This window comes from Kribbella sp. NPDC050241 (genome assembly GCF_044459685.1).
Taxonomy (GTDB): Bacteria; Actinomycetota; Actinomycetes; order Propionibacteriales; family Kribbellaceae; genus Kribbella.
Genome location: NZ_JBITJE010000002.1, coordinates 886,398 through 910,145, shown reverse-complemented (window position 1 = coordinate 910,145; position 23,748 = coordinate 886,398). Strand labels below are relative to the sequence as shown.

General features: G+C 68.1%; 24 protein-coding genes. 11 read left to right on the top strand and 13 right to left on the bottom strand.

What is annotated here, in order from left to right; genetic code table 11:
* Positions 1–15: 15 nt before the first annotated feature.
* From ACIBG5_RS12225 to ACIBG5_RS12215, 3 genes are all read right to left on the bottom strand, one after another.
* Positions 16–882: a DUF6282 family protein gene (locus ACIBG5_RS12225; RefSeq protein ID WP_396391596.1), complete on the bottom strand. Its 867-nt coding sequence runs from the start codon at positions 880–882 to the stop codon at positions 16–18.
* 123 nt (positions 883–1,005) lie between these two features.
* Entirely contained in the window at positions 1,006–2,091 is a 1,086-nt protein-coding gene (locus ACIBG5_RS12220; protein WP_396391595.1) for a mandelate racemase/muconate lactonizing enzyme family protein, read from the bottom strand.
* Between the two features lie 4 nt (positions 2,092–2,095).
* Positions 2,096–2,872: a DUF1932 domain-containing protein gene (locus tag ACIBG5_RS12215; protein ID WP_396391594.1), complete on the bottom strand. Its 777-nt coding sequence runs from the start codon at positions 2,870–2,872 to the stop codon at positions 2,096–2,098.
* A gap of 191 nt (positions 2,873–3,063) precedes the next feature.
* Between ACIBG5_RS12215 and ACIBG5_RS12210 the strand changes: the two genes are divergently transcribed.
* Both ACIBG5_RS12210 and ACIBG5_RS12205 read left to right on the top strand, forming a co-directional pair.
* The gene (locus ACIBG5_RS12210; RefSeq protein WP_396391593.1) at positions 3,064–4,371 is read left to right on the top strand and encodes a protein kinase; all 1,308 of its coding nucleotides are present in this window, start codon (positions 3,064–3,066) and stop codon (positions 4,369–4,371) included.
* Positions 4,372–4,432: 61 nt separating this feature from the next.
* Complete coding sequence (locus ACIBG5_RS12205; RefSeq protein WP_360452776.1) at positions 4,433–4,729, top strand: hypothetical protein; 297 nt, start codon at positions 4,433–4,435, stop codon at positions 4,727–4,729.
* 17 nt (positions 4,730–4,746) lie between these two features.
* Here ACIBG5_RS12205 and ACIBG5_RS12200 read toward each other — a convergent pair whose 3' ends face one another.
* The 4 genes from ACIBG5_RS12200 to ACIBG5_RS12185 form a co-directional block, all read right to left on the bottom strand.
* Positions 4,747–5,577, bottom strand: a complete 831-nt coding sequence (locus tag ACIBG5_RS12200) for a sigma-70 family RNA polymerase sigma factor (RefSeq protein ID WP_396391592.1) — start codon at positions 5,575–5,577, stop codon at positions 4,747–4,749.
* An 81-nt stretch (positions 5,578–5,658) separates the two neighbouring features.
* Positions 5,659–6,000, bottom strand: coding sequence for a DUF6458 family protein (locus tag ACIBG5_RS12195; protein WP_396391591.1), 342 nt, complete (start codon positions 5,998–6,000; stop codon positions 5,659–5,661).
* A gap of 87 nt (positions 6,001–6,087) precedes the next feature.
* Positions 6,088–7,269, bottom strand: a complete 1,182-nt coding sequence (locus tag ACIBG5_RS12190; protein ID WP_396391590.1) for a serine/threonine-protein kinase — start codon at positions 7,267–7,269, stop codon at positions 6,088–6,090.
* A gap of 222 nt (positions 7,270–7,491) precedes the next feature.
* Positions 7,492–8,508 carry a DNA topoisomerase IB gene (locus tag ACIBG5_RS12185; RefSeq protein WP_396391589.1) on the bottom strand — a complete coding sequence of 339 codons (1,017 nt, stop codon included), beginning with the start codon at positions 8,506–8,508 and terminating at the stop codon, positions 7,492–7,494.
* A gap of 88 nt (positions 8,509–8,596) precedes the next feature.
* Here ACIBG5_RS12185 and ACIBG5_RS12180 point away from each other — a divergent pair, with 88 nt between their 5' ends.
* The 7 genes from ACIBG5_RS12180 to ACIBG5_RS12150 all read left to right on the top strand — a co-directional run bounded on the left by ACIBG5_RS12180 (position 8,597) and on the right by ACIBG5_RS12150 (position 16,760).
* Positions 8,597–9,154 carry a hemerythrin domain-containing protein gene (locus ACIBG5_RS12180; RefSeq protein ID WP_396391588.1) on the top strand — a complete coding sequence of 186 codons (558 nt, stop codon included), beginning with the start codon at positions 8,597–8,599 and terminating at the stop codon, positions 9,152–9,154.
* 38 nt (positions 9,155–9,192) lie between these two features.
* Positions 9,193–9,366 (top strand): hypothetical protein, encoded by a 174-nt coding sequence (locus ACIBG5_RS12175; RefSeq protein WP_396391587.1) that lies wholly within the window; start codon positions 9,193–9,195, stop codon positions 9,364–9,366.
* A 133-nt stretch (positions 9,367–9,499) separates the two neighbouring features.
* Positions 9,500–12,517, top strand: coding sequence for a ricin-type beta-trefoil lectin domain protein (locus ACIBG5_RS12170; RefSeq protein WP_396391586.1), 3,018 nt, complete (start codon positions 9,500–9,502; stop codon positions 12,515–12,517).
* A 40-nt stretch (positions 12,518–12,557) separates the two neighbouring features.
* Positions 12,558–13,688: a serine hydrolase domain-containing protein gene (locus ACIBG5_RS12165; RefSeq protein ID WP_396391585.1), complete on the top strand. Its 1,131-nt coding sequence runs from the start codon at positions 12,558–12,560 to the stop codon at positions 13,686–13,688.
* An 89-nt stretch (positions 13,689–13,777) separates the two neighbouring features.
* Complete coding sequence (locus ACIBG5_RS12160; protein ID WP_396391584.1) at positions 13,778–15,088, top strand: esterase-like activity of phytase family protein; 1,311 nt, start codon at positions 13,778–13,780, stop codon at positions 15,086–15,088.
* A 40-nt stretch (positions 15,089–15,128) separates the two neighbouring features.
* A complete protein-coding gene (locus tag ACIBG5_RS12155; protein WP_396391582.1) occupies positions 15,129–16,058 on the top strand; it encodes an alpha/beta fold hydrolase in 930 nt (309 codons plus the stop codon).
* Between the two features lie 102 nt (positions 16,059–16,160).
* Entirely contained in the window at positions 16,161–16,760 is a 600-nt protein-coding gene (locus ACIBG5_RS12150; protein WP_396391580.1) for a dihydrofolate reductase family protein, read from the top strand.
* Here ACIBG5_RS12150 and ACIBG5_RS12145 read toward each other — a convergent pair.
* Together ACIBG5_RS12145 and ACIBG5_RS12140 are read right to left on the bottom strand one after the other, a co-directional pair.
* Complete coding sequence (locus ACIBG5_RS12145) at positions 16,757–17,227, bottom strand: GNAT family N-acetyltransferase (protein ID WP_396391579.1); 471 nt, start codon at positions 17,225–17,227, stop codon at positions 16,757–16,759. The two genes, ACIBG5_RS12150 and ACIBG5_RS12145, sit on opposite strands and share 4 nt — an antisense overlap.
* Positions 17,214–18,605 (bottom strand): MFS transporter, encoded by a 1,392-nt coding sequence (locus tag ACIBG5_RS12140; protein WP_396391578.1) that lies wholly within the window; start codon positions 18,603–18,605, stop codon positions 17,214–17,216. The genes ACIBG5_RS12145 and ACIBG5_RS12140 overlap by 14 nt, the downstream gene beginning before the upstream one ends.
* Positions 18,606–18,697: 92 nt before the next feature.
* Here ACIBG5_RS12140 and ACIBG5_RS12135 point away from each other — a divergent pair, with 92 nt between their 5' ends.
* Positions 18,698–19,300: a TetR/AcrR family transcriptional regulator gene (locus tag ACIBG5_RS12135; RefSeq protein ID WP_396391577.1), complete on the top strand. Its 603-nt coding sequence runs from the start codon at positions 18,698–18,700 to the stop codon at positions 19,298–19,300.
* Between the two features lie 21 nt (positions 19,301–19,321).
* Complete coding sequence (locus ACIBG5_RS12130) at positions 19,322–20,440, top strand: MalY/PatB family protein (protein ID WP_396391576.1); 1,119 nt, start codon at positions 19,322–19,324, stop codon at positions 20,438–20,440.
* Here the strand turns inward: ACIBG5_RS12130 and ACIBG5_RS12125 are convergent, their stop codons facing one another.
* From ACIBG5_RS12125 to ACIBG5_RS12110, 4 genes are all read right to left on the bottom strand, one after another.
* Positions 20,441–20,803 (bottom strand): cupin domain-containing protein, encoded by a 363-nt coding sequence (locus ACIBG5_RS12125; RefSeq protein ID WP_396391575.1) that lies wholly within the window; start codon positions 20,801–20,803, stop codon positions 20,441–20,443.
* 77 nt (positions 20,804–20,880) lie between these two features.
* On the bottom strand, positions 20,881–21,402 hold the full coding sequence (locus ACIBG5_RS12120; protein WP_396391574.1) for a gamma carbonic anhydrase family protein: 522 nt from the start codon (positions 21,400–21,402) through the stop codon (positions 20,881–20,883).
* Positions 21,403–21,412: 10 nt separating this feature from the next.
* Positions 21,413–22,078 (bottom strand): response regulator, encoded by a 666-nt coding sequence (locus ACIBG5_RS12115; RefSeq protein ID WP_396391573.1) that lies wholly within the window; start codon positions 22,076–22,078, stop codon positions 21,413–21,415.
* Positions 22,075–23,736, bottom strand: a complete 1,662-nt coding sequence (locus tag ACIBG5_RS12110; protein WP_396391572.1) for an ATP-binding protein — start codon at positions 23,734–23,736, stop codon at positions 22,075–22,077. The genes ACIBG5_RS12115 and ACIBG5_RS12110 overlap by 4 nt, the downstream gene beginning before the upstream one ends.
* Positions 23,737–23,748 lie beyond the last annotated feature (12 nt).

Here is a 23,748-nt window from a genome sequence, read left to right as displayed (position 1 = left end):
GCAGCTCGCTGGAGGTCATCCGCCCGCGATCAGGCGGGCGGGGTTCTCTTTCAGCATGGTCGTGAGGGCGGCTTCGCTGACACCGCGTTCCCACAGGTTGCTGGCCAGCACGCGAAGGGCCTCGTGCGGTCGCGGATGCCGGACGCCACCGGCGTCCGAGGCGATGACCAACTGCTGCGGGGTGAGTTCGTCGATCGTCGCGACGACCTCGTCGATCGGGAAACGGTTGGTGTACCCGCCGACAGTCGAGCAGGTGATCTCGATGACGGCACCGAGTTCGCAGGCACGGCGGGCCAGCTCCAGGTCGTACTCCGGGGTCCACCGGATGTGGGTGACGATCAGCTTGACGCCGAGCGGCCGGCAGTACGCCGCCAAGGCGAGAATCTCCTGTGGTGACAGGTGTGACGTCGCCAGCAGTGCGTCGTGCTCATGGACCAGGGCGACCACTTCGCGGGTCGCGGGGGTCAGCTCGCCGTCCGCGTCGAGGACACTGATGCCGGCGGCATCGGCCGGGTTGTAGATGTCCATGTCGGAGTAACCCCAGTTGCCCAGGGCACCGGTCACCTCGGCGTGGAACCGGGAGTGCCCACTGGGCATCCAGACCACCCGGCCACCGAGCCGCAGGCAGGCGTCGACCGCCGCCGGGTTGATGCCTCCGACCGGGTAGTTGAGGCAGACGCCACCGATGTACCGGAAGCCCGGCACCGCCTTGTTGGTGTGGTACGCGCGACTGGACGTGCTTTCCAGGTGAGCTTTGACAGCCATCCCGGCCATGCCGGCGTCGCGGCACCCGGTCGCGATGTCGATGTCGTCGCCGACGCGGCCCAGGACGTCCGGACCGGCATGCACATGCAGGTCGATGACGCCGTCCAGTGTGAACACGGTGGGACCTCCAGAGGCTTGGCCACTCGTTGACGGTGGCAACGGTGACTAGATCATCACCATTTATTTCGCCCAGATTGTGCACAATATTAGTTACACAGTAGGGCCTGTCAAGGGTTCGGATCAGAGCGACTGTCTGAACCGGGCGACCGCGCCGGAGTCCCAGACGATTCCGTGACCGCTGCGATCGGGTGGCACCACGACACCGTCCTGCGGTGCCAGCACTTCGGCGAGTACTCCGTTGAGAATGCCGAAATCCTCGACATAGCAGGCGTTCGGCGACCGGACGGCCAGATGGATGTGCAGTTCCGGGAGCGAATGGAAGTTGACCGAGCGATTGCCGGCCTCCGCGAGATCGGCGATCCGCACCGCCTCGGTCACACCACCGGTCAGTGCGGCGTCCGGCTGGTAGATCCCGATCGGAGTCGTCCGCAGGTGATGCGCGAACTCGTACCGGCCGACCAGATGCTCACCGACGGCGACAGGAACGTCGAGCTGCGCGGCGAGCACTGCGTGACCTTCGACGTCCTCCGCGATCAGAGGCTCCTCGATCCAGCGGTAGCCGAGATCCGATAATCGACGGCCGAGCCACAACGCGTCGGCAAGAGTGAGCTGCTCGTTGCAGTCCACCATCAGCGGCACGGCATCGCCGACCGCGTCACGCACGGCACGCAGCCGCTCGAGGTCCTCACTCGGAGAACGCGCACCGGCACGGATCTTGACCGCGGGATAGCCGTCGCGCAGATAGCCGAGACTCTGCTCGACAAGTTCATCGAGCCCGAGCGAGTTACTGCCGCGACCGGAGCCATAGATCGGAACGGCACGCGGTTTGCCACCGAGTACGGCGTACAGCGGCCGGCTGGATTGGATTCCGCGCAGGTCCCAGACGGCGATGTCGACAGCCGACAACGCCGGCGCGAACATCGATCGGCCCAGTCGGCGGGTGTCCGCGGCCAGCCGTCGGCGGTGTTCGCCCCAGTCATCGGTCCGCGAGCCGACGATCGCCGGGCCGATGAGTTCGTCGACCATTCGGCAGACGATTCCGGCACCGGCGCCAAGGGTGTAGGTGAAGCCCGTGGCAGTGGCTCCGTCGCTGTCCCGCAGGAGCACCCGGACGATGCTGACCACGTCCGAACCGTAGGCCCGCAACCGTGGCTCCAAGGGGACCAGGAGCAGTTCGGTGGCGACGTCGGTGATCGCGGCCGGCACGGCGTCAGCTCTCCCGGCCGCGTTCGCCGCGCTCGATGGACGCCAGCCACTCGATCGAGGCGAGCGTCATCTCGTGCGGCGTACCGAGCCGGCGGCCGTAATCGCGCGCGTCCTCCATTTCGTGCCGCCGACGGCGGGCGTGTTGGTAGGTGCCCGTGACCAGCCGGTCGACCAGCGCTTCGCCACCGCTCCCCAGTTCGGAGACCATCTGGCCGCGAACCCAGTCCTCGCATCCCGCGGCACGACCGGCAGTCAACGCCTCGAGCACGCTGGTGGCCAGCGACTTCATGAAGATGCTGCGCAGTAGCTTGCGTGCAGTCGCCACTCCCGGTTCGCCGTCGACGACGTCGATCGAGGCGCCGACGGGTTGTAGCAGCTCGACGAACCGGTTCGCACCGGGACCGCAGGCCATCACCGGCGTACGTATCCCTGCGCGCTGCACCGGCGCCAGGATCGCGACGTCCACATAGAGGCCCTTGGAGAGCTCGGCGCCGACCTCCTTCTTCCGTTCCGGCGAGGAAGCGTTCATGTCCGCGTAGACCGTCTCCGGGCCGAGATACGGCGCAGCAGCGCGGACCGCGTCGACCGCTCCGGCACTGGTGGTCAGGCTGAGCACCAGGTCGGCTCCCTCGACCGCGGCGGCGGCCGTCGGAGCGAGTGTGATCCCTTCGGCGAGCGTGACCCGCCGTACGTCGAAAGCGGCCACCTCGACGCCGGCAGCCAGCAGATCTGCGGCCAGACGTCGTCCGGCCTCTCCGTACCCCAGCACTGAGACGCGCATATCGCCTCCATTCTTGTGCGCAAGATTGGCGACAATCTAGGTACTCATCTTGTCCACGTCAAGACCTCGCCCGCCGCCCACGGCACGTACTGACGGAGCTCGCCGGGGGTGGCCCGCCGGTTGGCCGGACCTAGCTAGGCTGGGCGGTGCGTAGTGGTTCGGTGACGGTTGGGGTGGGTACGGGTGTCGGGATGTTGGTAGCGGAGCGGTACAGGTTGGGGCCCTCCATCGGCCGGGGTGGGATGGGCGAGGTGTTCCGCGGCACGGACGAGCAGTTGGGGCGTCCGGTCGCGGTCAAGTTGCTGCTGCCGTCCGACAAGGACCCGCGCGCTGCCGAGCGCTTCCACCGGGAGGCGCGAGCCGCTGCGAGGCTGAACGATCCGCACGTGGTCGCGGTGTACGACTTCGGCAACCACGGCGACGGTTTCTTCCTGGCGATGGAGCTGGTCGAGGGCGGGTCGGTGGCGGACGAGCTCGCCGCGCAGGGACCGCTGCCGAAGGACCGGGCGATCGACCTCATCGAGCAGAGCGCCGCGGGTCTGGCGGCGGCGCATCGACAGGACGTCGTACATCGTGATGTGAAGCCGAGCAACCTGTTGCTGACGACCGACGGGACCGTCAAGGTCGCCGACTTCGGTATCGCTCACGTCCCCGAAGAAGGGGCGACCACGCTGACGGGGACCGGCCAGATCATCGGCAGCGTCCATTACCTCGCGCCGGAACGGGCGCGCGGCGAGCGGTCCGGTAAGCCGGCGGACGTCTACGCGCTGGGGTGCGTGCTCTACCAGTTGGTCACCGGCCGGCCGCCGTTCACGGCGGACCATCCGACGGCGATCCTCTACCAGCACGTCGACGCTTCACCTGGTCAGCCGAGTCTGATTCGCCCCGAACTCGGCGGCTCCTTCGAGATCGGCCTGCTCGGGATGCTCTCCAAGGATCCCGCCGACCGTCCGTCCGCCGAGGAGGTCGCGGCCGGCTATCTCCGTACGGCGTCCCTTGGTGCGGCCGCGGCCTCGCCCGCAGGGCCAGGAACGACCAGCCCACTCGAGCCTCTGCAACCGCCGCCCGACCAGAGACGGCGGAACGCCCTGCTGATCGGACTGATCGCGGTCCTCGCGACGGCAGCCGCGGTCATGGCCGGCTTCATCCTCAACGGCAATGACACGCCGCCCCCGACCACCGATGTCGGGCCGCAACCGACCCCGAGTACGGCGAGGTCGACCCCAACCACGACCGACCCATCGCGGTCCGCAACGGAGAATCAGCAGAACCAGACCACGAAGACTCAGCCCACGCAAAGCCCTTCACCGTCACCCACCCCGTCCGAGACTCCCTCGGCCACTCCGTCGGACACGCCGTCACCAACCGAGCCCACCCAGACCACGACCACCAGCGAACCCACTGAGTCGACGCCGACATCCCCCTCGAGCACACCACCACCCGAGACCAACTCACCGAGCGCGCAACCGACAGACACGCCACCACCTGGCGCAGAGTAGGAGGCGTAGAAATCCTTGCGGGGGGCACCGAAGATCTGTCCGCGTTTTCGGGAAGAGGACCGTGAACGAATCCGTCGTTGAGATCAACGGCCATCGGGTCGTGGCTGTGTCGCGGGTGACGACCTTGGCACGTCTCAGCGCGGGGTCGGTCTGCATCCGCTGCGGCGCCCACTTCGTGGACCGGCTCGAGATCGAGAACACCTCCTGCCCGGTCGCGGGCGATACACACGGTCACGAGCTGTTCACCAATCCCGACGACGGGCTCCTGTACTGCCGGCGCTGCCCGCTGGTGGCGTACGACCTCGACGATGTCGCCACCGAACCGCAGTGCCCGATGCCCCTGCACTTCTGGCACTGACCGGGCACTGGCCGCGCTCAGGCGGCGGTCGGCAGTGGGTCGAGCTTCCCGCGGAGATCCCTGAGGATCCGGTTCAGCAGCCGGGAGATCTGCATCTGGCTCACACCGATGTCGTCGCCGATGTCCGACTGCGTCCACCCCTCCACGAACCGCAACTCCAGGATCCGCCGATCGCGCGGGTCCAGGTCGTCGACGACCGGGCCGAGCATGTCGACGGCTTCGAGCTGATCGAAGTACCGACGGTCGCTGTCGTCGGCCACGGTCTCGCCCAACGGGGACTCCGACTCCGTGGCGGGCCGATCGAGCGACAGTACGTTGAAGCATCCTCGCGCGGCCTCGGCCCCGTTCACCTCGGTGACGTCGACGCCGATCCGGTCCGCGATCTCCGCGAGCGTGGGTTCCCGGTTGAGTTCCTGCTCGAGCACCGGTACCGCGGCCGCGATCATGCCCTGGAGTTCCTGCATCCGGCGTGGGATTCGGACGGTCCAGGAACAGTCGCGGAAGTACCGCTTGACCTCGCCGCGGATCGTCGGGATGGCGAACCCGATGAACGGCGTACCGTGGTCGAGCCGGAAGTTGTGCACGGCCTTCAGCAGACCGAGGTACGCGACCTGTTCGAGGTCCTCGTCCTCTGCGCCGCGGCCGCGGAACCGCCGTCCGATCCCGCGGGCGATCTCGACGTTCAGCTCGACGATCTCTTCGAGCAGCCGCTGCCGCTCGTCCTCGTCTGTACTGCGCTCTCTGGCTTCGAACAACGCCCAGGTTGCCGCCTCGCGGCGGGCTCTGTCCTCGGGAGTCGAACAGTCCTTACGGACCGGGCCGACCATGGCGGATTGGGTGGGAACCATGAACCTGACCTCGCGACGTGAGTCACGGCGTAGCCCACCTCCGGACCACGGTCATTACCTACGCAGATCCAGTACCCCATCTTATGCATGGATGAACAGGACGCGGGTACCCCATGCGCCCATGGCACGGTCGGTGGAGTGCGGCCAGAACTGCGGGCTGGGTCTCCACGACCGTGCCATCGGAGTACGACGTACGCCCAGGCGCATCAGTAGTCGCGGAGGTCGCGGCGCTCCTGGACGGTCGTGTGGGTCGTTCTGCTGCGCTGGTTCGCCAGCACGAGAGCGACCGCCAGGCCGATCGCTCCGGCGCGCCATCAGCACATACCCGACTACGGTCAGATCAACTCCGCTGAGCCGATCGGACACTGCGAAGGCGAGCACTCCGCCGACTGCGAGCAGGAACACCGATACGCCGATCCCCATGGGATCCTCCTTGCGAGCTCCCCGTTCGGACAGTTGCGACAGAGAACGCGGTACCCATGTCGATCAGCACAAAACGACGAGGTGTGCTCAGGGCTTCGGCTTCTTCGGCTTGTCCTGACCCGGCTTGTCGTCCTTCGGGCGATCAGCGGGTCCGGGGGCCAGCGGCTTCGGCTTGCTCGGACCTGACTGCGGCAACGGCCGGTGAGTCGTCGTCTGGGTGACGGTCTGGATCGCGGCCGGGCTCGGTGGTGGAGACGTCGTCGGTACGGCGGGTGGTGGGGTGATACGGCTGTCGCTCGGGGACAGCCGGTTCGTCGTCGGGAGCTTCACATCCCTTGTGGCGAAGACGATACCGAGAGTTGCCGACAGCACCAACGCCAATCCTGCGACAACCCCGGCGCGCACCGGCCTCGCGGCCGTCCGGCGTACCGGCAGAACTCCGGGGTCCGCTTCGACCGGTGGCTGGACGCCGTCCGCGAGCTGCGCCGCGGTCGGTCGTCGGGCCGGGTCCTTGGTGAGCATCCAGAGAAGCAGCGCTTCGACATCGCCGGCCAGTTCAGGCCGGAGTTCGCTCGGCGGCACCGGTTCGCGCTGCACGTGCTGGAACATGATCGACGCCGGCTCGTCGGCGAGGAACGGCGGATGGCCGGTGACCAACTGATACAGCACACAGCCGAGCGCGTAGACATCGGACGGCGGCTCCGCCGGACGACCCAATGCGCGTTCCGGGGCGAGGAAGTGACTCGTGCCGACAATCTGCCCGGTCGAGGTCAGTGTCGTGGTGCAGTCCTCGAGAAACCGGACGATGCCGAAGTCGGCGATCTTCACCGTCCCGTCGTCGGCCAGCAACAGATTGCCTGGCTTGATATCGCGGTGGACGATGCCCAGCCGGTGAGCCTCTGCCAGCCCAGCCGCAGCCTGCCTGACCAGGTGTACGGCGCGATCCGGTGCCAACGGGCCCTCGCGCCTGAGCTCGTCGCCGACCGTCCGACCGCTGACCAGTTCCATCGCCAGGTAGCAGCAGCCGTCCTGGTCACCGAAGTCGTACGCCGTGACGACGTGTGGATGACGGATTCGCGCCGTAGCCCGCGCCTCCCGCAGGAACCGCTCCGACGCCGCGAGCGTCCCCGGAACCGGCAGCATCAGCTTGACCGCCACGTCCCGCCCCAGCACCCGATCCGTCGCCCGGTAGACCTCTCCCATCCCACCGCGACCGATCGCCCCCACGATCCGGTACCGGCCCGCAATCACTTCCCCTGCTCGCTTCACCGCCAATCGGTACCCGTGCCACACCGACGTATGTACGCCGCACATTCGCGTTTCGCCGCGGGTACCGGGCAGCCATACCGCTTCGCGTCGAGCAGCACCGGCCAGGCCGAGTGCAGCCAAGCTCGAGAGCCGGGTCTCGTCCTGGCACTGGGGTTCGGTGCTCGGCGCGGAGCACCACATCTGCCGATCGGTGCCCGGCGGGGTTCGGGCTGAAGCGCCGTCTTACGCTCGGGTGTCCTGGTCCAGGAGGCGGTTGACGGAGCGTTCAAGGGTGGCGCGGGCCTTGTCGTCGTCGAGGTCGGTTCCGGCGCGGTCGACGGCGTCGGTGATCGTGTGGCCGTGCTCGTACTGCTCGACGACGCGCGGATCGACGTACGACGTACGGGCGACAGTCGGGGTGTTGCCGAGGTGATCGGACACCTCCTCGAGCATCTCCTTGACCGCCGCGTTCAGGGCCTTCTTCGTCGTCGGCGGGTCCGCCTCGGCGAGATCCACCGCGGCGTGCACGGTGGCGGTCCAAGTCCGGAGATCCTTGACCGTGTAGTCCTCACCGACCAGTTCCTGAAAACGCTCGTTGATCATGCCCGCGTCGATCTCGTGATAGCCGTCGTCGTCGCGATACATCAGCAGACGTGGATTCTGGTGCCGGCCACGCTTCAGCGATCGTACTGCGGTCACCAGCCGATCGTCGTCCAACTCGATCGTCCGCCGCTGCCCACCCTTCGCGACGAAGTCGAACACGACCTTGCCCTTGCTGACCCGGACGTCGTCGCGCAGCAACGTCGCCGCACCCCGGCTGCCGTGCTCCTCGGCGTACTCCGTGTTGCCTGTCCTGAAGACGCCGTAGTCGAGCATTCGCAGCGCCACGGCCAGCACCCGGCGCCGATCGAGACCGCGCTCGCACAGGTCGGCGTCGACCGCCTCACGGAAAGCTGGCAGCTTGCGCGCCAACCGGCGTACGCGGTCATGCTTGTCCTCGTCCTGGGCCGAGCGCCAGTCGTCGTGGTACAGGTACTGCCGCCTGCCGGCCCCATCCGTGCCCATCGCCTGGATGTGACCGTTCGGGTACGGACAGATCCACACGTCGGTCCAGGCCGGCGGGATCGCCAGCGTCCGGATCCGCTCGACCACGTCCGTGTCCTTCAGAACCTTGCCCTCGGCATCCAGATAGCTGAACCCACGCCCACGCCGCCGGCGCGCGAGGCCCGGCTCGTCAGGATGGCTCCGCCGAAGTCGCATACCCCCTCAGTACCCGACTCCATGCCTGGCATATGCCGACTGGGCCTGGGTACCGGCCTCGCCACCAACGAGGCGAGAGGACATACAGATGGCCGGGGACGTTGTCGATCTGATCATGCAGGACCACCGCGAGGTCGAGCGGCTGTTCGACGAACTGAAGGACGAGCCGGAGAAGCGGCCGAACCTTCTGCCGGTACTGACGACCCTGCTGACCGCGCACAGCCGGGCCGAGGAGGCGGAGGTCTATCCAGTCGCAGCGTCGGAGGCTGGCGAGAAGGAGGAGGTGTCGCACAGTCAGCAGGAGCACATCGAAGCAGACCAACTGCTCGCCAAGCTGGCCGCGACCGATCCGGCCTCAGTCGCCTTCGACAAGGTGCTGCAGAACCTGATCGACGCGGTATCACACCACGTCGAGGAGGAAGAGAGCAAGGTTCTCCCCGGGATGCGAGCCAAGCTGTCGGACAAGCGCCGCCGCGAGCTCGGGGAGGCGTTCGTTGCCAGTCGCAAGCAACACCTCGGCCAACAGCCCGGCGACATCACCCGCGACCAACTCCTCCAGCAGGCCGGCAACGCAGGCATCCCCGGCACCTCAGACCTCCCCAAGAAGAAGCTCCAGAAGAAGGTCCAGCGCGAGGCAGAGCGCTGATCCAGGCACCCGTACCTCAGGAGATGCAAGGCAGGAGCGTGAAGCGGAAGACCGGCGGGCTTGAACTGGTCACCGTCTTGATCGTCGCCGGGCACGTGGTCGACAGTACGGGCGTGAGCGCGACCGGGCCGGACGAGTTCCGCCAGAGGAACAAGGTGCTCGAGCCGGATGACGTGATGCTGACGCTGGACAAGATCACCGGCCGGGAGTGATCGGTTAATGACGCCAAGTAGGCGTTTGCACGGGGTATTGCGCGGCTGGGTTCTTGGCTTCATGCTTGCGGTCACTTGGGTGCTCACGGGGGGCTGTGAGGGCTGGTGAGGACACGTGGGCCTGGGGGGCTTGATGGGGCGTTACGCCGGACTGCGCCGGTGGGTGGCTGCGGCCTGTGTGCTGTTGTTGGTGCCGTTGGCAACGACCGAATCAGCGAGCGCCGCGGCGGTGCCGGGTGGATTCAGTGAGCAGGTGGTGTTCACCGGGCTGAGCAACCCGACGAACGTCGCGTTCTCGCCCGACGGGCGGGTGTTCGTCGCGGAGAAGAGCGGCCTGATCAAGGTGTTCGACTCGCTCGACGACCCGACGCCGTCGATCTTCGCCGACCTGCGGACCCAGGTCTACAACTACTGGGACCGCGGGCTCCTCGGGATGGCCTTGCACCCTGACTTCCCCGCCGATCCGCGCATCTATGTGCTGTACACGCACGACGGCCTGATCGGCGGACCGACACCGAAGTGGGGAACCGCCGGCGCCACAGACGATCCGTGCCCGTCACCACCCGGGCCGACGAGCGACGGGTGCCAGGCGAGCGCCCGGTTGTCGGCCATCACCCCGAACGGCGCCGAGCAGGTGCTCGTCGAGGACTGGTGCCAGGTGTTCCCCAGCCACTCGATCGGCTCGATCGAGTTCGGCCCCGACGGCATGATCTACGCCGGTGGTGGTGACGGCGCCAGCTTCGGGTACGCCGACTACGGCCAGGACGGCTTCCCGGCATCGGACGAAACCCCCGACAACCCCTGTGGCGACGGCCAGGCACCCGTCGGTGCGAAGCTCACCTCGCCTACCGCTGAAGGCGGTGCGCTGCGCGCCCAGGACGTACGCACCAGCGGCGACCCCGCAAGCCTCGACGGCTCCATCATCCGGATCGATCCGGACACCGGCCTCGCTGCGACCGGCAACCCGGCTGCGGGCAGCCCCGATCCGAACACCCGCAAGATCGTCGCGCACGGCTTGCGCAACCCGATGCGGTTCGACTTCCGCCCCGGCACCAACGAACTCTGGATCGGCGACGTCGGCTGGACCAAGTGGGAAGAGATCGACCGCATCGTCAGCCCCACCGCGAAGGTCACGAACTTCGGCTGGCCCTGCTACGAGGGCCCGGGCCGCACGGCCGCCTACGACGCCCTCAACCTCAACATCTGCGAGAACCTGTACGCCGCCGGCGCGACCGCGGTCGCCACGCCGTACTACACCTACGACCACGCCTCGCACATCGTCACAGGCGAGACCTGCAGCACCGGCAGTTCGTCGCTCTCCGGCATGTCCTTCTACGAGAACGGCAACTACCCACCGGAGTACGACGGCGCCCTGTTCTTCTCCGATTACAGCCGGCAGTGCATCTGGGCGATGCTCCCCGGCAGCAACGGCCTCCCGGACCCCGCCAAGATCGTCAACTTCGCGTCGGGATACGGAACGACCAGACTGCAGAACGGTCCGGGTGGCGACGTGTTTGCCGTCGACTACGACAACGGCAGGGTCCTGCGCTACGTCTACAGCGCGACCAACAACCCGCCGACCGCGGTGATCGACGCGGATCCGTCCAGCGGGCCGACACCGCTGACCGTCACTTTCGACGGCACCGCATCGAACGATGCTGACGGTGACGCGCTCACGTACGCGTGGGATCTGGACAGCGACGGCCAGTACGACGATTCGACGGCGCCAACTGTCCAGCACACCTACACCACCAGCGGCGCCGCCATCGCCCGGCTGAAGGTGACCGACAGCCACGGCGGAACCGGTACGGCGACGACCCAGATCAACGTCGCCAACACCGCACCGACGGCGTTGATCACGTCACCTGGTCCGGCGACGACCTGGAAGGTTGGCGACACCATCAGTTTCGCCGGCACTGCCACAGATCCTGAGCAGGGCACGCTTCCCGGCTCGGCGATGACGTGGGCGCTGATCATGCATCACTGCCCGAGTGATTGCCATGCGCACCAAATCACGACGATGACCGGAGCGAGTGGCACGTTCACCGCGCCCGATCACGAGTACCCGTCGTACCTGGAACTGCGGCTGACCGCGAAGGACTCCGGCGGGCTGACCGACGTCAAGAGCGTGCAACTGCAGCCGAAGACGGTGAAGCTCACGTTCGGCACGCAACCGTCGGGTCTGCAACTGACCTACCTGAACAAGACCGCGGCCTCCCCGTCGACCGGTACGGCGATCGTCGGCTCGAGCGGATCGTTGTCCGCGGGCCTCCTGCAGTCGTCGGCGAACAACCTCTACCGGTTCGCCTCCTGGTCGGACAACGGCGCCCGCAACCACAACTTCGTCGCCCCGGCGACGCCCGCGACGTACACGGCGACGTACGTGCCGAAGCGCAATCTCGCCCGCGGCCGGGCGGTCGCGGTGTCCAGCGTCTACGCGGCCGGCCGGGAGGGATCGAAGGCGGTCGACGGGTCCATGACGACGGCCTGGACGAGCAAGCGCAGCGACCCGCAGTGGCTGCGGGTCGACCTCGGCTCGGTCCAGGTGGTCAACCAGGTGCTGCTCAACTGGTCGTCGGCGTACGCGAAGGCGTACCAGATCCAGGTGTCCGGCAACGCGCAGACCTGGAAGACCGTCTACTCGACCACTGTCGGGAACGGCGGCACCGACAACGTGGTGTTCGGGGCGATCTACGCGAGGTACGTGCGGATCAACGCCACCGCTCGCCCCGCGGTGGGCAACTACTACGCGCTGTGGGAGTTCGGGGCGTACGGCGACCGCGGGCCGATCACCGGGATCGCCGGCAAGTGCATCGACATCTACCAAGCGCGGACGGACAACGGCACGCCGACGATCTTGTACACCTGCCACAGCGCAACGAACCAGCAGTGGATGCAGTACGAGGACGGCACGGTGCGCTCGCTCGGCAAGTGCCTGGACGTGCGCGGTACGACGATCCGGTCCGCGGCGGTGCTGTGGACGTGTGACGGCAGTGCCGGGCAGAAGTGGCGGCCTCGCCCGGACGGCTCGCTGCTGAACGTTCGCTCCGGCCAGTGCCTCGACGCCACCGGTGCGTCCAGTGCCAACGGCACCAAGCTGATCATCTACACCTGCCATGTCGCCCCCAACCAGAAGTGGGTGCTGCCGTAAATCAGTCGAGTCGCCGCCTGGCCGCACCTACGCTGGAGGCATGAACAGCGGCTGGGCAGACGAGGGTTTCGGCGCGGTCGCCGATGTGTTCGCGGACAACTTCACCGCGTTCCCGGAGCTCGGAGCCGCCGTCACCGTGTACGTCGCCGGCCGGGCCGTTGTCGAGCTGTGGGACGGCGAGGCGGCTCCTGGACGCCCATGGGATCGCGATACCGTCGTACCCGTTTTCTCTTGTGCCAAAGGGATCGTGAGCCTCGGCGTCCACCTGCTCGCGCAGGACGGCCGACTCGACCTGGACGCACCGATCGGTCAGTACTGGCCGGAGTTCGTTGCGGAGGGCAAGGAGAAGATCACCTCGCGGATGATGCTGGGGCACCGGGCCGGGATCCCGGTCCTGGACAAGACGCTGTCCTTCGACGAGATCGCCGCCTGGACTCCGGTCATCGAGGCGATCGAGGAGCAGAAGCCGCTCTGGGAACCGGGGACGTCGTACGAGTATCACGGCCATGTGTTCGGCTTCGTCCTCGGCGAGGTGGTACGACGGATCACGGGGCAGCGACCGGGTGCGTTCTTCCGCCAGGTCGTGGGCGATCCGCTCGGGCTGCGGGCGTGGATCGGGCTGCCTGCCTCGGAGCTGCCGACACTGGCCAGGCTCGCGAAAGCTGAGGGCCGCCCGCCGATGCCAGGGCCGGAGCATCTCCTCACGCGGATCGTGACGATGAACGGCGCGCTCGTCTTCCCGGGCCTCGACGTACCGCACGGCTGGAACGATCCGGCGCTGCTCGAGATGGAGCTTCCCGGCGCCGGTGCGGTGGCCTCGGCGACCGGTCTCGCCGGGCTGTACGCCGCGGCCGTGACGGGCATCGACGGCCACGACCGTCTGCTCTCAGCAGAGACCGTGACGGATGCGGTGTGCGAGGTGTCGTCGGGCCAGGGATTCCTCGGCTTCGACGCCGGCGCGCGCTGGGGCTCGGGCTATCTGCTCGACTCCGCGAGCTTCCGGCCCATGCTGGGTGCACGCAGCTTCGGGAACGACGGCGCCGGCGGCCAGTTCGCCTTCGGCGACGACGAGTACGGCGTCGGATTCGCGTACGTCGCCAACCGCATGGTCGGTCACGGCGACGCGCGAGCCAACCGCCTCATCGCCGCCGTACGCGACTGCTTGGGTTAGCCGCCTGCGAGGGTTCATGACGGTGTCAGGCGGTGTTCACCTGGTCCGGCGAGCGTCACGCTGACGTATTGGTGGAGGGGAGCACGTACATGTCTCGTGTCATCGGCCGGCTGGCTCTGGTGGGCACCTCGGTGCTGGTCACCGCGGCGCTGCTGGCGAGCGGAGCGCAAGCGACTCGCGGGCATGAGCCCAGGGTCACGGGTACGGCGACGCTCCCCGACATGTCGCTGTCGACGTTCTCCAACGGCCTGCTGCCGCACACGGTCTCCAACGACCGCGGCGTCGACCTCGGCGGCATCGGAAGCGACATCTACCCGGCCGACCGGCCCGGCGAGTTCTGGACCGTCACCGACCGCGGTCCGAACGGGCAGATCAAGATCGACGACGTGAACCGGCGTACCTTCCCGGTCCCCGGCTTCGACCCGGCGATCGTCAAGGTGAAGGTGGACGGCCGCAAGCTCCGCGTCCTGTTGGCGATCCCGATCACCACCCGCCACGGCGAGGCGGTGACCGGTCTGTCCAACCAGGCGAGCCGGGACGAACTCCCCTACAACTTCAACGCCTCCACCGAGCTGTCCTTCAACCCGAACGGGCTGGACACCGAGGGGATCGTCCGCGCGCACGACGGCACGTTCTGGCTGGTGGACGAGTACAGCCCGTCCCTGGTCCACGTTTCGAGCCGCGGCCAGGTGCTGGCGCGGTACGTGCCGAAGGGCCTGAACCTGACCGGTGCCGACTACCCGGTGATCGAGGCGCTGCCGTCGATCTTCCTGACCCGCAAGATCAACCGCGGCTTCGAAGGGCTGGCTCAACTCCCGGGTGGCGATCTGGTGCTGGCGCTGCAGAGCCCGCTGCTCAATCCGAGCAAGAAGGTCGGCGAGGCTTCCCTGAACACGCGGTTGCTGCGGTTCTCCCCGCACCAGGGCAAGGTCACCGCGGAGTACGCCTACCGCTTCGACCCGGTCGGCGTCGTCGACCCGGGCGAGGACGACACGAGCGAACTGAAGATCTCCTCGGTGATTGCCGCCGGCCCCGAAACGTTGCTGGTCCAGGAGCGCACCGACAACGCGGCCCGACTGCAGCGCGTCGTACTGCGACCGTCCGCCAACATCCTGGGTGCGGCGTGGGACTCGACGACCACGACGCCGTCGTACGAGGCCCTCGCTGACCCGGCGGCTGCCGGCGTACCGGTTCTCTCGAAGGAGCTGTTCCTCGACCTGAACACCGTCGCCGGTGCCCCGCAAAAGATCGAGGGCGTCGCGCTCCTGCCGCACGACACGCTCGTAGTCATCAACGACAACGACTTCGGTATGACCGACGGCCCCGAAGCCTTCGATGCCAACGGCAACCTCAATGACAGCGACATCGAAACCACCCTGGTCACGATCAAGCTCCGTTAATCCGGCGACGGCGCATTGGCTGATCGTGTAAACCAGGTGGATGGTTCTTCCTGCTGAAGTTGTTCCGCCGGTGCGGATCGAGGTTGGTCAGGGGCATCACCTGGCGGTGCGGCGGCGTGGGGACGGGGGTGTGCCGCTGCTGCTCATCCACGGGTTCCCGTGCACGAGCCGCATCTGGTCGCACAACCTCGGTCCGCTGGCCGAGGCGGGGTTCGACGTGGTCGCGCCGGATCTGCGCGGGTACGGCGACTCCGACTTCGCGCCCGACGACTTCTACGACTTCAACGCGTTCAACACCGACCTGACCGGCCTGTTCGACCGGCTCGGCTGGGACCGCGCCGTCGTCGCCGGGCACGATCTGGGTGCGATGATCGCGATCGACCTGGCCACCCGCCACCCGGACCGGGTGGACCGCCTGGTGATCCTGGACGACTCCATGCCCGACCTCGGTGCGGCGTTCACAGCGGCGGGTCTCCCGCCGATCGACCCCAAGCCCGCCGTGTACGACTACCAGCGCCGCCAGGGCCACGACGCCGACGCCTTGGTCACCGAGCTGGCTACGCCCGAGCAGCGTCGGCGCTACGTCGGTGAGTTCTACGGGCACCGCCTGTGGTGCCCGCCCGACGCCTTCGACGAGGACGAGCTGGCCTTCCTGACCGAGCCGTACGGCGATGCGGCCCGGCTGCGGGCCTCCTTCGCCGACTACGAGGTCGCCATGGGCACTCGGCCGCTGTCGGCCCCGGAAATGATCGACCGGCCGGTCCAGCACCGCGCCCTGCTGCTGATCGGCACCGACCAGGCGACCATGCGCAACCACATCGAGGAACGGTGCGCGCTCGCCTTCCCCGAAGCAGTCGGTCCGTTCTGGGTCAAGGGCGCCGGCCACTTCATGCCCTGGGAGCGGCCAGAGATCGTCAACCGCGCCATCCGCTCCTTCTGCGGCGACCTGCTGGCAGCACTCACCCCGTGAACCTGCCGTACGAGACAGGTGTCGGATCGGGGCGGTCGTGTTCGTAGAAGGGGTGACGCCGGCCCACCTGAGGCGGCGCGCAGGAAAGGAAGGGACTACCACATGAGCACCACCTTCACCGTCGACTTCTTCTCCAGCCTGGACGGCTACGGCATGGCCACAGGCTGGCCCGGATACTGGGGGAAGGAGGGCCCCGAGATCCGCGAGGACCGGGTGCGCACCTTCGCGCAAGACCAGGTCCTCGTCTTCGGCGCGACGACGTTCCGGCAGTTCCGGAAGTTCGTCGTCGAGTTTGACGAGCCCTATTACGACAGCCTGAACGAGCTGCCGAAGATCGTGTTCTCCAGCACGCTCGAAGAGCCGCTCGGATGGCAGAACTCGACTGTTCTCAACGAGGATGCGGTGACGGCGATCGAGCGCCTGAAGCGCACCACGGACGTCCCGATGCGATCGCACGGCAGCGTCGCGCTGAACCGCGCACTGCTCGCCGCCGGACTCGTCGACCGTCTCGAGATCATCATGTTCCCCGCAGTCGCCGGCCGCGCCGGGGCAGCGGCCCTCCTCCACGGCGGGGCCGAACTCGACCTGGAGCTTGTCGAGTCGACCGTGCTCGACGGTCGGACGCAGAAGCTCGTCTACATCCCGCACCTTCACGGAGAGATCCCCGAGGGCGCCGGGCCGCAGCGCCGAAACGCGGATTAGTCACCCACCAGCTTCTCGTAGACGTCGGGGCTCCAGCTGGCGGCGGTTTTGGTGTTGAGGGTGGCGCCGAGGCGTTGGTAGAAGCGGTAGCCGGCTTCGTTTTCGAGGCGTAGGCCCCAGCCGATCGTGAGTCGGTCGGGGAGCGCGTGCCGGGCCAGCTCGAGCATGAGGGCCCGGCCGACGCCGGCGTCGCGGAACTGTTCGCGGACGTACAGGTCGTCGAGCGCCAACTGGTCGCCACCGACCCACAGGTAGGGCCGGCGCAGCGACGACACATAACCGGCCACCGCCCCATCAACCTCCGCGATCAGCACGATCACCTCTGAACGACCGAGGAAACCGCGCCAGTCCTCAGCGCTCGCGGTGACGTACGCCAGCTGGTCCTGATACCCGGCCAGTTCCTGCAGCATGGTCACGACGGTCTCGGCATCCGCGGGGATCGCGCGGCGGATCTCAGTGGACGGCATGGGCTTCTGCTCCTGTCGAGGGCTTGGCGGCCGGTACGACGGCCAGCGCGAGAAGTGCGGCGACGGCCGCAACGATCGCGGCGAAGGTGAAACCACGGGTGAATCCGGTCGTCACGGTGCCGGCCAGGCTGGCCGCGGCGATGCTGGACACCACCGCAACCCCGAGCGAACCACCGAACTCATGGAAGGTGCTCAGAATCCCGGACGCGACCCCAGCCTCCCGGTAGTCGATCTGGCTGAACGTCGTGGTCGACGCGGCGACGAACGCGGCACCGATCCCGGCGCCCCCGATCGTCGTCCCGATCACCACCATGAGTGCACCATCCCAGATCGCAGGGACAGCGATGCCGACCGCGGCGACGGCCAGCCCGATCATCGCGATCGGACGAGCACCCACCTTGCCGACCAGCTGTCCGGACAGGTGCGCCCCGATGGTCGTGGCGACGGCGATCGGGAGGAACGACAGTCCGGTGCGGAGGGCGCCGTACCCCTGGTAGTGCTGAAGGTAGAACGATCCGAGGAAGAAGATCGAGATCATCAGCGCGGTCGCAACCAGGATCAGGAAGGAGCCGGCGGCAACCGGTCGACGGGTCAGGATCCCCAGGTCCATCAGCGGCGACCGGACGACCCGCTGCAGCCAGGCGAACGCGGCGTACAGAACGACCGCGCCGGCCAGGGTCAGAAGAGTCGCGGCGGACAACCAGCCCCGGTCGCCGGCGTTGATCAGCGCATAGATCGCCGTACCCGTTCCGGCCGTGACCAGGATCGCGCCCGGCAGGTCCAACCGGCCCTGACGTTCGGCCGGCCGGTCGGCGGGCAGCATCCGGAGCAGGATCGCGAACACGACCAGACCGACCGGGACGTTGACGTAGAACACCCACTGCCAGCCCGGTCCGGCGGTCAGCAATCCGCCGATCAGTACGCCGATCGCCGCGCCGCCGCCGCCGATCGCGGACCAGATGCCGAGCGCCTTGTTCCGCTCCTCGCCGTCGAATGTCTTGGTCACCACGGACAGCGCGCTCGGTGACAGCAACGCCGCGCCGACGCCCTGCGCGATCCGGCCGCCGATCAGCAGTTCGGCGCTGTTGGCCAGTCCGCTGGTCAGCGAGGCCGCGGTGAACACCAGCAGTCCGGTGAGCACCACGACCCGGGATCCGAACAGATCGGATGCCCGGCCGCCGAGCAGCATCAGGCCGCCGAACATCAGCGTGTAGGCGCTGACCACCCAGGTCAGCGTGCTGCGATCCAGACCGAGGTCGGTACCGATGTGCGGCAGCGCGATCGCCACCACGGTCACATCCAGGATCAGCATGAACTGCGCGATGGCGAGCAGTCCGAGCAGCCGCCACCGACGCGGGTCCGCTCCGGTTTCTTCCATGATTCTCATCCTCACCAGTCAAGTCGAACACCACTGTTCGAGTTATTGCAGGTACAGTAACTCGTACAGCAGTGTTCGACAAGGGAGTTCCCATGCCGGTGAAGCAGGCAGGTACGACGGGCAGGCGGGCGGACGCGCAGCGCAACATCGCGGCGATCCTGGACGCCGCCACGGAGTGCCTGGGCCGCGATCCGGCGGCCAGTACGAGCGAGATCGCCAAGGCGGCCGGTGTCGGGCGAGTCACCCTCTACGGCCATTTCCCGTCCCGGGCCGAGCTGCTCGACGCGGTGTTCGTGCATGCGATCGAGGGCGGCGAGGAGGCACTCGGCCAGGTCGACCTGAGCGGGGATCCGCGCGAGGCGCTGACTCGGCTGATCGAGTCCAGCTGGCGCCTGGTCGACCGGTATCGCTCACTCCTGATCGCCGCTCAGAACACACTCCCGCCGGGCCGGGTGCGCGAGCTGCACGCCGACCCGATGGCACGGGTCGAGAAGCTGATCGAGCGCGGCCGGAAACAGGGCGTCTTCCGGAAGGACCTGCCGACGTCCTGGCTCGTCGGCGTCATGCACAACGTGATGCACGGCGCGGCCGACGAGATCAACGCCGGCCGTGTCACCCCCGACAAGGCCGCCGCCTACATCACCACGACCATCCTGGCCGCCTTCACCCCACCCGGCGACCGCGTACCGGAATGACGAACCGGGTACATCCTCGGCATGCTGAAGATTGCCGAGCTGGCGGAGTTGCAGCAGCGGCGCAGTGAGAAATGGTCCGGCCACGCGCCGGGAGTGATCTCGGCGACGGTGGCGGAGATGGACTTCGACCTCGCCGAGCCGATCGCGCGGGTGCTGCACGAGGCAGTGGACCGCAGCGATCTCGGGTACGCCTTCGAGGTGCCGAAGTCGTTGCGGGAGGCCTTCACCGGCTTCGCCGACCGCCGGCTCGGATGGACCGTGGATCCGGACCGGATCACGCTGGTGCCGGATGTGATGGCCGGCCTGATCGAGCTCTGTCTCGCCCTCGCACCGGGTGGGTCGGTCGGCTTCGCGACCGCCGCGTACCCGCCGTTCCTCAGCCAGATCCCACGGACCGGCCTTCGCACCGTGCTGCTCCCGCTGCGTGAGGATGGCTGGTTCGACCTCGATCGCCTCCGCGAGGCGCTGACCGACGGGCTCGAAGTACTGGTCCTCGCCAACCCGCACAATCCGACCGGCCGGGTGCTCCCGCACGAGGAGCTCGCGGCCATCGCGGAGCTCTGCGCGGCGTACGACGCCTGGGTTCTGGCGGATGAAATCCATGCGCCGCTGGTGTTGCCCGGCGCGACACATGTGCCGTGGCTCGAGGTGTCCGACGCGGCCCGCGAGTGCGGGATCGTGCTGACGTCCGCCTCGAAGGCATTCAACCTGGCAGCGCTGAAGGCGGCGATGGCCGTGACCGCGACCGACCGCGCGCAGAGCGTGGTCGATCGCCTGCCCTATACCGCCGAGCAGGCTGGACTGCTCGGTGTCCTTGCCGCGGAGGTGGCGTTCGCCGAGTGCGACGACTGGCTCGACGCCGTACTGCGGCAGCTCGACGACAACCGCGCGTACCTGCGCGAGCACCTGCCCGGCGGCATCACCTGGACCCCGCCCGAGGCGACGTACCTGGCCTGGCTCGACTGCCGCGCGCTCGGGCTGGACGAGGAGCCGAGCGAGTTCTTCCTCCGCCAGGCGAAGGTTGCCCTGGGCCCGGGACGCGACTACGACCCGGGCGCCAACGGCTTCGTCCGCCTCAACTTCGGCACCGGCCCCGAGCTCCTGGAGACACTCGTCAACCGGATGCGGTCCGCCGGCTGACTACTCCAGCCAGGTGGTCTCGAACGTCGGGTTGGCATGGATGTGAACAGCCTCGTAGCCGCCCGGCCCGGTGCGGAACTTGTGTGGCGTGTTCGCCGGTACGACGAGGATCTGGCCGGCCTTGCCGACGATCTGCTCCTCACCCACAGTGAAGGTCGCCGTACCCCGCCGGATGATGAACGTCTCGGCGTACGGATGCAGGTGCAGCCGCGGGCCGGCACCCTCCTGAGTGGTGGCTTCCAGGATCAGAGAGACACCGGCGCCACCAGGCAACTCGGTGTAGTTCTCGGTCCACTCCTCGCCGTCGTCCCGCCCGTCCGCGCGGTTGATCACCACGGCACCGGTGTTCGCGATATCGGTCATGAGCACCCTCCCTCGGTCTGCTGCCAACCTAAACCTCGCACCGGGTCCTATCACTTCCCTTTCCGGCGTCCGAGGGCTCAGCCGACCTGCTCGATCGAGGCGGCGTGGCGTTCGGCGAGGTTGTGATAGACGGCGGCGTTGTGGTCGACGAACAGCTTGGCGGTGCCGTCCAGCGGGACGATCTTCTTCGCCGGGCTGCCGAGCGCCACCGATTCCGGCGGGATGACCGCACCCGGCGTCACGGTCGAGCCGGCCGCGACCAGCGTGCGCTCGCCGACGACCGCGCCGTCGAGCACGATCGCGCCGTTCCCGACCAACGCCTGCTCGCCGATCGTGCAGTCGTGCACCAGACACAGATGACCGACGGTCGCGTTCGGCCCGATCTCGCAGCCGTTGCTGCCGGAGTGGATCACGGTGTTGTCCTGGATGTTCGCCCCGGCCCGGATGGTGATCGTGCCCAGGTCGGCCCGGATCACCGCGCCGTACCAGATCGACACGCCCGCCTCGACCACGACGTCGCCCACCAGGGTGGCGGTCGGCGCGATCCACGCCTCCGGATGCACGCTCGGGCGCTTTCCCTCAAATGAGAACAACGGCATACGCCGCACCCTACTTGCGCCAGTGGTAGCGGCGTTCGGGACGGCCGGTCGTGCCGTAGCGGAGGGCGACTTCGACCTGGCCGCGGGTGCAGAAGAACTCGAGGTAGCGGCGCGCGCTGACGCGGGAGATGCCGACCTTCTCGGCACACTCGGCGGCCGACAGGTTCTGCGCGGCGGCGCGGAGGGCCGTCGCCACCAGGGCCGCGGTCTCCTGACTCAGACCCTTGGGCAGCCGATTGACCGTCGGCCGCACCGGTCCGAGCACCCGGTCGACGTCGGCCTGGCTCGTCACCTGATCGGGCACACTCGCCCGCCGTCGCGCGTACTCCTCCAGCCGTGACCGCAGATCCTCGAAACCGAAGGGTTTCAGCAGGTAGTTGACCACTCCTTGCCGCACCGCACCTCGGACTGCGTCCGCCTCGCGCGCCGCGGTGATGACCAGGATGTCGCAGTCCGGCTGCGCGGCCCGCATCCGCGCGATCAGGTCGAGGCCGAAGATGTCGGGCAGGTAGAGGTCGAGCAGCACGAGGTCAGGCTGGAGTTGCCCGATCGCGTCCAGCGCCTGCTCACCGGAGTTCGCCGTACCGACGACCTCGAAACCGGGCACCCGGTCCACGAAACCGCGGTGGATGCGGGCGACCATGAAGTCGTCGTCGACGACCAGGACGGAGATCATCGGGCTCCTTCGGGCAGGCGCTGGACGGACATCCGCGCGATGAACGCGGCGCCGCCGTCCTCGGTGTTCGTGACCGCGACCTCGCCACCACGCCGACGGCAGACCAGCCGTGTCATCGCCAGACCGATCCCGCGTTCACCGCCGGCCGCGGCCTTGGTGGTGAAGCCATGCGCGAATACCTCCTGCGCCAGCTCGGGCGCCACCCCGGGACCGGAGTCGCGAACCACGATCTCGACGCTGGCGGCGTCCTGCCGCAGCTCGACCTCGACCCACGCGGGCGACAGCGGCGTGCCCGACTGGGCGGCGGCGTCGATCGCGTTGTCGACCAGGTTGCCGATCACGGTAGCCACGTCGGCCGACAGTTCCGGGTCGAGCCGGAGCAGCGTGGTGCGTTCGGACACGCGGAGCTCGACACGGCGTTCGGCCGCGACCGAGGACTTCGCCATCAGCAGCGCGGCGACCGCGGTGTCCTGGACCCGCCGGGTCACGGTCAGGTCGAGCGACTCACGATAACGATTGAGGGCTCCGACGTACGTGACGACCTCGTCGTACTCCCCGATCTGGATCAGCCCCGAGATCGTGTGCAACTGGTTCGCGAACTCGTGGGTCTGGGCCCGCAGCAACTCGGCGGAACTGCGGAACGAGCCGAGCTCACGCTCCAGCTGAGCCAACTCGGTCCGGTCGCGCAGCGTGGTGACCGAACCGAGCGAGTGCCCGTCCTTGGTGACGCTCATCCGGTTCATCACCAGCACCCGCCCACGCCGTACGACGACCGCGTCGCGGGCCTCGTCACCGGAGTGCTCCCCGGCCAGCACCTCCCGGAGCCGGCCCTCGATCCCCAGCTCACGCAGGCTCCTGCCGACCGCGTTGTCCGGCAGGTCGAGCAGCCGCCGGCCGACGTCGTTCACCAGCGTCACCCGCAGGTGCGGATCCAGCGCGACGACGCCCTCGGCGAGTCCGTAGAGCATTGCCTCGCGGTGCTCGGCCAGGCCGGCGATCTCCCGCGGTTCGAGTCCGAGCGTCTGCCGCTTGATCCGGCGAGCGAGCAGCCACGAGCCGAGCAGTCCGAGCACACACGCGATGCCCAGATAGATGGCCAGGTACGACGATGCGCCGCGGAGCCGCTGCCAGATCGACGGAGCCCGCTCACCGACCATCACCGTGCCGATCTGGTCGCCGAGCGTCCCGTCCGGCTGGTTGTCCGCGTTCGTTCCCTGGCTCAGCACGGGGACCTGCGAGACCAGTTCGGTCCCGTCGTCGACGCCCAGTTCGCCGGACCAGCCGCGGCCTTGCGCGACTCCGGGATCACCGAGCGTCAGCGTGCTGCCGAGCGCGGACAGGTTGGTCGCGGCGATGACACGGCCCTTCGCGTCGGCGATAGTGATCGAGGTGACGCCGGACTGGGTCAGCGTGGTTTGGAGCAGAGGTGCCAGGACCTCGGCAGGCGCCGGGTGCCGGATGCCGAACCGCAGCGTCTGGTTGCCGGACAGCTGCTCGGCCAGGGCGGTCACTCTGCGTCCCTCGACCCGGTTGAAGGTGGCCGCGGACTGGGCGAGCGAGACCGCGGCGACGGCGACCAGCACCACCACCACGATCGCGAGCTGCAGTACCAGCAGCTGACCGGCCAGGGTCGGCCGCTTGCCCAGTCTCAATGCCATGCCGCATGATCA